Origin of the sequence: Kineosporia sp. R_H_3 (genome assembly GCF_002198675.1) — a bacterium.
Lineage (GTDB): Bacteria > Actinomycetota > Actinomycetes > Actinomycetales > Kineosporiaceae > R-H-3.
This window is the reverse complement of sequence record NZ_MWLL01000193.1, coordinates 18,170-27,043: the sequence shown is the minus strand read 5'-3', so window position 1 is coordinate 27,043 and position 8,874 is coordinate 18,170. Positions and strand designations below refer to the sequence as shown.

The following is an 8,874-nucleotide window of genomic DNA, read 5'->3' as shown; positions in this document are numbered from 1 at the left end:
GATCCCCCGGCTCCGCCCGGGGTTCCGGCTCGGCTCCTACGGCGCCTGGGTCGGGCGGTCGGCGTCGGAGCGGGGGCGGTGCGGGCGTCGGGGCGACGCTGCGGCCTCGTGAGTCGACATGGGTGCTGTCCCTTCGAGCGGATCTGCGGAAAGGGGTGCCGCGGACGGGTCTGTCGGCGACCGGTGCAGTCGATCAGCCGTGACGGGTGCAGAAAAGATGTCGGGCGTCCCGTCCGTCCCGTCGGCTACGGTGCTCGTGTTGTCCGGCGGCCCCCGGACGGCGGGACAAGGGCCGAGGTGCCGGGACAGCCCGGGACAGGCCGTGGGACGCACGCTCGGGGGTCGGACGTGGTACCGCTCGACGACGAAATCACGCCGGTGAACGACGGGACGGCGCAGCCGCTTGACCCGGCCGTCGCGCCGCCTCCGGACCCGGCGCTGGCGGGTTCGGTCAGCGAGCTCACCGCACTCGTCGTCGCCCAGGCCCGCACCCGGCGCCAGCAGCTGCGGTCCCTCGAGGCCGAGACCGGTATCTCCAAGACGACGTGGTCGGCCTGGGGCCGCGGGCAGCGGCCGATCGCCCGCGACCGGCTCGCCGAGGTCGTCCAGCGCTACGACCCGGACCGGTCGGGCGAGTGGCTCGCGGCGTGGGACCGGCTCACCGCACCGGGCCCGTGCGCGGGCGGAACGGCGTCCCTGCCGGCCGGCGAGGACCGCCCCGACCCAGGCGCCGTAGGAGCCGAGCCGGAACCCCGGGCGGAGCCGGGGGATCCCGCGGGGACCGCGCCCCGGCGGGCACACCGGCGTGCCCATCCGCTGGCGCTCGCAGCGACCGGGGCCCTGGTGGCTGCCGGCGCGGCCGCCCTGCTCCTGCCGGGGCAGGGCACCCGTGCCCCGCTGGCGGCCGGCCGGGTGCAGGCGGCGTCGTCCCTCGCCGTCCCGGTCCGGGCGCCGGAGGAGGCCGCCGCCGCGGCAGAGGCAGAGGCCGAGCCGGAGGCGCCGGCGGCCGCCAAGGTCGCGGCCGGCGGCCTGCCGGTCCGGCTGCTCTCGCCGGTGTCCGGGGCGCGCGTCCCGCCGTGTCTCGTCGTGTCCGGGGCGGGTCGTCCCGACCCGGGACAGACCCTCGTGGTGTCCGTGCGGGACTGGGCCTCGCCGGCGTCGCTGTTCCGGCTCGAGCCGGTCCGCTTCGCCCCGGGCGACCGGAGCCCGCGCTGGACGGCGCAGCAGCCGCTCCCGCGGGGGAGCGGCGCCGGGTACGAGGTGCTCGTCGTCGCGCTCCCCGGTCAGGTGGCCGACCTCGAGCGCGGCCTCGGTGCCAAGGCCGGGCAGGGCTGGGTCGCCCCGCAGCTGCCGATGTCGGCCCGGGTCGTCGCCGCCGTCCGGGTGCGGCCGCGCACCGACCGGGCCGGCGGGGCGGGCGGTGCCTGCCCGCCGTCCTGAGTCGCCCGGCGCGCGCCCGGGTGTCGGCGGCGCGTGGCAGGCTGTGCGGGTGACAACCAGGTCGGGGACGACGAAGACGGCGGCGCCCAAGGGCGCGCCGCGCGGTGGCGGCAAGACCCCGGCGAACATCGTCCCGATCGACGCGCTCGAACCGGCACCGGTCGTGCTCGTCGTCGGCGGTGAGGACGTGCTCGCCGAGCGCGCAGTGGCTGTCGTCATCGCCAAGGCCCGCGCTGCCGACCCGGAGGTCTCCGTCGAGCGGATCGAGGCCGCCGGGTACGAGACCGGCCGACTCGAGCTGCTCGCCAGCCCGTCGCTCTTCGGCGGCGGCTCGCTCGTCGTCGTCGAGAACGCCGAGGCGTCCAACGACGCGCTCGTCGCGGACCTCACCCGCTACCTGTCGGCCCCGCCCGGCGACGTCTGCCTCATCGTCCGGCACAGCGGCGGGGTGCGGGCCAAGGGGCTCGTCGAGGCCGCCCGCAAGGCCGGCGCCGCCGAGGCGTCGTGCCTGCCCATCACCAAGGACGAGGAGAAGGTCGACTTCGCGACCGCCGAGTTCCGTCGGCTGGGGCGCAAGGCGTCCCCGCAGGCGATCCGGGCGCTCGTCGACGCGGTCGGCAGCGACCTGCGCGAGCTCGCGGCCGCGTGCTCGCAGCTCGCGTCGGACGCCGTCCTCGAGGGCGACGGCCGGGTCGAGGTCGACACCGTCGAGCTGTGGTTCGGCGGCCGGGTCGAGGTCACCGGCTTCAAGGTCGCGGACGCCGCGGTCGCCGGCCGCGCCGACCAGGCGCTCTCGCTGCTGCGGCACGCCCTCGCGACGGGCGCCGACCCGGTGCCGCTCGTCGCGGCGATCGCCATGAAGGTCCGCGGGCTGGCCAAGGTGTCCGCCGCACGTCGCGGCCCGGCGGCCCAGCTCGCCGGTGAGCTCGGGATGGCGCCCTGGCAGATCGACCGGGCGCGGCGCGAGCTCACCGGGTGGACCGACGACGGGCTCGGCGAGGCGGTGATCGCGCTCGCGGCGGCCGACGAGGCGGTCAAGGGCGGCGGGCGCGACCCGGTCTACGCGGTGGAGCGGGCGATCTTGCGTATTGCGTCGGCGAGAGGGCGTTGATGGCCGTCTCTCGGTCGACGGCGCCGTGTCTGACGATTGCATGCTGTTGACCATCTGCAATCACTAGGATGCAAAGAGTGTCGATTCCAGAGAAAGTTCTTCGCAACACTCGCGAAGTGGTTGGAGCAGCCTTCGGCGGACGCGAGCGGCGGCTGGCAGTTCGTCGGCGGTATACCTACGACATCCTGCGCAGGTTCGCCCCGGTCCTTGGCCTTCCCACTGCTGAAGGTCTTGTCTTCGTCCCCACTGCCGACAGGACTGTCGGCAGGAACGTCTTCGTGAATGGTGGATGGGAAGCGGATCTTCTCCCCGCAGCCTTGGCCTCATCCGGCGCCGTGCTCGACCAAGGTACCTTTGTCGAGGTCGGTGCCAACATCGGAACCACAACGCTCTCCGCCGCCCGCGTTGCGCGAGACGTCCTGGCGATCGAGCCAGCACCGGAGAACCTTCGCCTCTTGAGGGCCACGATGGCTGCCAACGACATCCGCAATGTTCGAATCGTCGGTGCTGCCTGTTCCGACGGCGTGGGTACGGGCATGCTGGCGCTCTCGCGGGTCAATTGGGGGGATCATCGGGTGACGGAGCAGGGTGACGTACCAGTTCCGCTGGTTCCGCTCGACGATGTCCTTCAGGAGCACGGCGTAGAGGATGTCTCATTCTTGTGGATCGACACACAGGGCCACGAGGCGAAAGTGTTGGCGGGGGCGGAGAAGACGCTTGCTCGGCGTCCGCCGATGCTCATCGAGTTTTGGCCGCCCGTCCTGGGCGATGCCGCGAGCGCAGTCTTGGACCTGCTCACCAACTATGGGTCCTGCCGCGACATGCGCACCGGTCGACTTGTCGAGCGCCGCGAGGAACTGCTGCAGACGTATGCAAACGACGCTACTGATCTGCTGATGACTTAGACCGTCACGCCACTGCCGGACTAGGCCGCGAGATGTGCGCACCTGCTGGCAGACCCTGCCACCGCAGGTAGGCAAGGGCCGATGTCGCTGCTACAAGTGATCCGTAGCGCTGGCTCAGTACGGCGCAGCCTCCGGAACAAGATCAATCGGCTAGCGTGAGCTGTTCGTCGACGTTTCCGAGCTGGTTCCCCGGCACAGGGCGAGGAGCCGGTCGTCGCGGTTCCACTATGGGGGTCTGCTTTGTCTGCCGAATTGTCGGTGGTCGTTCCTACGTACAACGGCGAACGGTTTCTCGAGAACACACTCGAATCCCTGGCGCGTCAGGTTGACGTGGATCTCGAGATCCTGGTCGTGGACGACGGCTCGTCGGACAGGTCGGCCGAGATCGCCGCGGCGCACCCGGCGGTGGCGCGCGTGCTGCGGCAGGCCAACCAGGGCGTTGCCGTGGCGAGGAACAAGGGCGCTGCGGTCGCGACCGGGCGTTTCGTCGCATTCCTCGACCAGGACGACCTGTGGCATCCGGCCCGGGCATCGCTGCTGCTTGACCTGGCAAGAACGACAGGGGCACTCGCCGTGGGGACCACGGAGTATCCGTTCGCCAGGAGCGTCGATCGATCGGCGCTGGAGGCGGTCGGTGACGGGCGGCACACCTGGCCCGCCCAGTGGGTCGACGAGGAGTCGGAAGTCGAAGCACTGCTGGAGGTCCCCGTCGACTCCCTGAAGGGGACGGGTGATCTCGAGGAGCTCCGCGTCGAGCGGTTCATGAGCGGCCCCGCGGCGATCACGACGTCATTCATGTACGAACGAGACCTCTACGCGAAGGCCGGCGGCTGTGCGCCGTGGGTCAAGGCTGCCGATGACCACGTGCTCAACACGTGCGTCGCGAAGATTCAGGGCGTCATCCCGCGGATCGACGTGCCCTGTCTCTTCTACCGGGTGCACCCGGCCTCGACCAGCACGGTGTCGCCCCTCGTGGCGCCGTACCTGTCCATGCTCCTCGCCCTGCGCTGGGGGCGGGTCCTCCCAGGGGAGAGCCAGGACAGCGACTACGTCAGGCATCTGCTGGGTCAGATGCCCGGCAGCACGCTCTCCCTGACCGAGCAGGTGGCCATGGTCTGGCTGACGGTCCCGAAGGAGAGGCGGACGCGGGCAGTCGGCCGGTTGTTGAAGCGACACCTGGGAGATGCGCGCAGGTCTGCGAGCACCCGCTAGACGAACCGCTTGGCGTATCCGAGCCGATAGTCCAGCTGGCGGCTCCTGTTGCGGATGAACTTCGCCGGGACGCCACCTACGAGCGTGTACGGCTCGACGTCCCGGGTCACCACCGCGCCTGCTGCCACGACGCCGCCTTCTCCGACGGTCACGCCGGGGAGAATGGTCGCGCGACTTCCGACGTACGCGTAGTCGGCGATGACGACCGGCCCGCCGATCTCCGCGAAGTCCGGGGCGTCGATGTCGTGCTCTCTCGTCCAGACGGTCACCTGCGAACCGAGATTCACGCTGCGACCGATGCTCAAGCCGGACCGACCGTCGAGGAACACCCTGTCGCCGATGGTCGTGAACTCGTCGATCGAGATACGTTCCGGCGCGTAGAACTCCGCGCGCCAGTGGATGCTGCTGCTCTGCGGGATCCTCAGGCCGGCGAGTCGGTACGCGGCGCGCCGGACGGTGTGGGAGGGCACGTGCCCGATCTCGGTCAGGAGCCGCAATCGCGCGTCCGCCCACACGTCACGGCGCCATCTGACGAGTTGTACGAGCGCCCGTGGCGCCAGTCGCTTGGCGAGGTCGCGTATCACGCGCTTACTCCTCTGCACTCCGAGGGATCAGTGGCGACGGCACGCAGCGCCGCGGTGACAGGTTTGCGCAGCACCCGAGGCAGGGCAGCGACGGCCGGCCGCAGGTCGTCCATCGGGACCCGCTGCCCGGTGACACGGATCAGCGCGACGACAAGGACGATCGCACCGACTCCGCCGAGGGCCGACACGGCCGCGGGGGCACCGAGCGCAAGCAGGACGGGCCCCAGCGGCGCCGCTGCCGCGGAGAGGAAGAGCGGCGACATCGCGGCGAGGTACCGGGCGGTGCCGATGTCCCACGCCCGGCACTCGTACCGCACCAGCATGCCGAGCGCGGCGGCCTGTCCCGCGGTGTTGGCGACGACGGCGCCCCACAGACCCACGGTGGGAATGCAGACGACGGCCACCACGAGATCGACAGCCAACGCGGCCGCGTTTATGCCCAGGAGCGCGCCGGCCCTCTTGCGTGCCCTGGTGAAGGTCATGAGCGGATTGACAGCCGAGCGGAAGCAGGAGATCAGGCCGAGGGCGAGGAATACGGCCGCTGCAGGCTCGAAGCTGCGCCCATAGATGAGCGGTACCAGGCCGAAGAGCAGCGGAAGCGCGATCACGGCCACGCCACCGCACAGAAGGCTGCTCACACGAGTCGTCCGCATGAGAGTCTCCTTCGCCCGGTCGGGGTGGGACTCAACGACGCCGGCGACGGCGGGCTGAAGAGGTCCGAGAAGGGCATCTACAGGGGCAGTGACCTGCTGGGCCAGTCCGAATGCCAGAGCGAAGATCCCTGCCGCCTGCACGGCACCGAACCCCTGGAGGACGAGAAGTTCGCTGCGGGAGAAGACGAGCATCCCCAGGAGCCCACCGGCAGCGCTGAAGAGCCCGAAACGCCAGAAGCCGGAAGGCATCCCCTTGGGGAGTTGGGGTGTCAGAGCCGCGCGGCGACGTGACGGCGTGAGCGCGAGCAGGTTCGCGGGGAGCAACAATGCCCCTGCGGTGTTGCGAGCGGCCCAGACGGCCTCCGGTGAGCGGCCGACGACCGCTGTCGCGGCCACTGCGGCCTGGGTGACGGCGTTACTCACGATGGCGATTTTCGCCGACATCGCGGTCCGGTTCTCGATGGTCAGGGCAAGCGTCGAGGACCCCAGCATCGCGGGTACGGCCACGCTGACGAGCAGCGCGGCCCGGACGAGCCACGACTGGTCGCGCGTCGCCAGCAGTACGAAGATCGTGAGCAGCGGGAGCTGCACGAAGGCGTGGAAGCCGAGGGAGCGACGTAGCAGGGAGTCGACGGTGCGCTGGTCCGCGCGCGAGTGGGCGGCAGCGCCCCACTGGATGACACCGTCGCTGACGCCGAGGTTCGTCACTGAAGTGGCGATGGACAGAGCGAGTCCCAGCACCGCGAGCCTGCCGTAGTCGGTGACCCCCAGAGTCCTGGCCACCACCGCATTGGCCGCGAAGGCGAGAGGCACCGCCACGACCACGTGGATCATCGTCCACAACGCGCCGCCGGCCGCCTGCCGTTGCAGGTCACCTGGTCCTGCCGGTACCGGCTCGGCCAGCGCGGAGCCGACCGCGGGCCTGAGGTCCTCGCTCACCGGGCCGCAGTCCCCGCGATGCGTCGGGCCTCGCTCCAGGCCCGCGCCGGCGCGTTGCCGGTGCGTCGGAACAACCAGTCGGTGAAGCCCCAAGCCACGAAGCGACGCCCCCCGCGCGCACCGCCGGCGTTGCGCACGACGGGTTTCACCACACGTCCCCACAGGAACCGTGGAAGGTGCCGCTTCTGGTGGAGCGCGTGGTAGCGCAAGCCGTTGCGGACGAAGAAGTACGTGCTGATGAGTCCCATGCTCGCACCGCTGAAGCTGCGTGAGACCTTGTGCTGGATCACCGACTCCTGGACCACCTGCAGCGTGACCCCGTGGTCGGCGGCGCGAGCGCTCCAATCGCTGTCTTCGAAGATGAGGAAGAACGACTCGTCAAACAGGCCTACCGAGCGCCACACGTCCGCGCGAGCCGCGATGCAGCATCCGGTGAGCGTCTGGGCCGGGGTCACCCCGGTGCGAGGAGGCGCCTCGTCCGGCCGGAGATGGCGCGGCATGCCCCTGTCGACGACGCCACCCGCGAACCAGGGGTCGCGACTGCCGTCCGCGTAGTCGATCCGTGGGCTCGCGGCCGTGGGCCGTTCAGCGGTCGTCAGCACCTCGACGAGGCGCGCCAGAGCGTCGTCCCGGACCAGCGTGTCGTTGTTGAGCACCACGATGATCTCGTAGCCGTCGTCGATCGCTGCCCGGATGCCGACGTTGTTCCCGCCGGCGTACCCGTCGTTCCGGGGATGCTTGATGAGCCTCGACGCCATGCCACTGCGATCGATCGCCTCAGCGCTCCCGTCTCCCGAGTCGTTGTCCACGACGATGGTGTCCACCCGGAGCCGGGACTTCGAGAGCGAGGTGAGGCAGTCCAGGGTGTCGGCCGCGTTGCGCCAATTGAGAACCACGACGGCCGTGGTCGGGGTCGCGTTCATCGGCAGTCCTCCGGGTGCACGCCGAACGGCAGCTGGTCGACCCGCGCCAACCGTGGCCAAAGGTCAGCCGCGAAAGGATGCCAGCGACGACCTCTGCGCCAGGTCAGAGGTGCGGGCAGCCAGCGCCGGGCGAAGTAGAGCCAGGATCGGGCGCCTGCGTTGTGTCCCCACGACGAGATCTTGTGGACCGTCTGCCCGATCGGTCTGGCCCAGGAGTTGTGCCAGATCGCCTCCTCCGCCGCGATCCCCTGCAGACGGACCTCGTCGGCCTCCGCAGGCCTGGACACCTGGAGGCTGCGCGCGTGGCCCTCCACGACCGGGCGGATGTATCGACCGTCCGCTCTCCTGGCCGTGCTGAGGCGTGTTCCCGAACGGACGAGGACGGCCCCGGGATAGTCGAAGTGGAGGTGCTCCGGATCGTCGATCACCTGCAGGTACGCCTCGTCGCGGAGCGCCCGGTACAGGACTCGCATCGGCCATTCGACCGCAGGAATCCCGAGTTCGTCGGCCCGGTGCATCATCGTCGCCAAGGGTTCGAACGACGGGAGGACCTCGTCGGTGTCCAGTTGGAGCACCCAGTCGGCACCGTCAGACGCAATATCCAGAGCGGCCTGCCGCTGGATCGTCTCCGCCTCGAGCGGACTGATGTCGGTGCGTACGAAGTCGCCCGGACGGAAGTCGACCTTCCCGTCGCGATCGATCGAGCGGAGGGCTGCCAGGCACTCCTCTGTTCGCACCTGCGCCCCGGTCCACCCCCGTGACGATGCGTCGTAGCTCGCGACGATCCGGTCCACGCGGTCGTAGTACATGCTGACGCTCGTGCGGAGCCAGGTCGGGTCGGCGAGGAGAAGGTACGCGTTGACCTTCATGCGGGCTGCCGCTTCCTGCGGGTCGCGCCGACGGGCGCAGGCCCTTTGGCGTGGGGAGCGTCCCCTGTGCAGACCAGAGGGATCACAACGCCTACTGCTCTGCGGATGGAGCTGTTCCTGTTCACTTGTCCAGAGCCTAGGGCGGCCTTGTCCACCGCATGGTGACATCACCGGAATGCGATTCCACCGGCGTATCCACAGAGACATTCCTCTGGGTAGCGGATAACTCCCGAACCCC

General features: G+C 70.3%; 8 protein-coding genes. 4 read left to right on the top strand and 4 right to left on the bottom strand.

Going from position 1 to position 8,874, the window contains the following annotated elements; translation table 11 throughout:
• The first annotated feature begins 378 nt into the window (after positions 1-378).
• The 4 genes from ECOMGDLI_RS23860 (at position 379) to ECOMGDLI_RS23845 (ending at position 4,668) form a co-directional block, all read left to right on the top strand.
• Positions 379-1,440 (top strand): hypothetical protein, encoded by a 1,062-nt coding sequence (locus ECOMGDLI_RS23860; RefSeq protein ID WP_088319354.1) that lies wholly within the window; start codon positions 379-381, stop codon positions 1,438-1,440.
• 49 nt (positions 1,441-1,489) lie between these two features.
• Positions 1,490-2,551, top strand: a complete 1,062-nt coding sequence (holA, locus tag ECOMGDLI_RS23855) for a DNA polymerase III subunit delta (protein ID WP_198955132.1) — start codon at positions 1,490-1,492, stop codon at positions 2,549-2,551.
• Between the two features lie 77 nt (positions 2,552-2,628).
• On the top strand, positions 2,629-3,456 hold the full coding sequence (locus ECOMGDLI_RS23850; protein WP_158221129.1) for an FkbM family methyltransferase: 828 nt from the start codon (positions 2,629-2,631) through the stop codon (positions 3,454-3,456).
• A 258-nt stretch (positions 3,457-3,714) separates the two neighbouring features.
• Positions 3,715-4,668 carry a glycosyltransferase family 2 protein gene (locus ECOMGDLI_RS23845; RefSeq protein WP_158221128.1) on the top strand — a complete coding sequence of 318 codons (954 nt, stop codon included), beginning with the start codon at positions 3,715-3,717 and terminating at the stop codon, positions 4,666-4,668.
• On the opposite strand, the gene ECOMGDLI_RS23840 is transcribed toward ECOMGDLI_RS23845, so the two are convergent.
• The 4 genes from ECOMGDLI_RS23840 to ECOMGDLI_RS23825 are packed head-to-tail and all read right to left on the bottom strand — an operon-like array spanning position 4,665 to position 8,636.
• Entirely contained in the window at positions 4,665-5,252 is a 588-nt protein-coding gene (locus ECOMGDLI_RS23840) for a DapH/DapD/GlmU-related protein (protein ID WP_198955131.1), read from the bottom strand. The genes ECOMGDLI_RS23845 and ECOMGDLI_RS23840 overlap by 4 nt on opposite strands.
• On the bottom strand, positions 5,249-6,844 hold the full coding sequence (locus ECOMGDLI_RS23835; protein WP_088319351.1) for a lipopolysaccharide biosynthesis protein: 1,596 nt from the start codon (positions 6,842-6,844) through the stop codon (positions 5,249-5,251). Before ECOMGDLI_RS23835 ends, ECOMGDLI_RS23840 begins: the two co-directional genes overlap by 4 nt.
• Positions 6,841-7,767 (bottom strand): glycosyltransferase family 2 protein, encoded by a 927-nt coding sequence (locus ECOMGDLI_RS23830; RefSeq protein ID WP_088319350.1) that lies wholly within the window; start codon positions 7,765-7,767, stop codon positions 6,841-6,843. Before ECOMGDLI_RS23830 ends, ECOMGDLI_RS23835 begins: the two co-directional genes overlap by 4 nt.
• On the bottom strand, positions 7,764-8,636 hold the full coding sequence (locus ECOMGDLI_RS23825; protein ID WP_088319349.1) for a hypothetical protein: 873 nt from the start codon (positions 8,634-8,636) through the stop codon (positions 7,764-7,766). Before ECOMGDLI_RS23825 ends, ECOMGDLI_RS23830 begins: the two co-directional genes overlap by 4 nt.
• Positions 8,637-8,874: the final 238 nt, after the last annotated feature.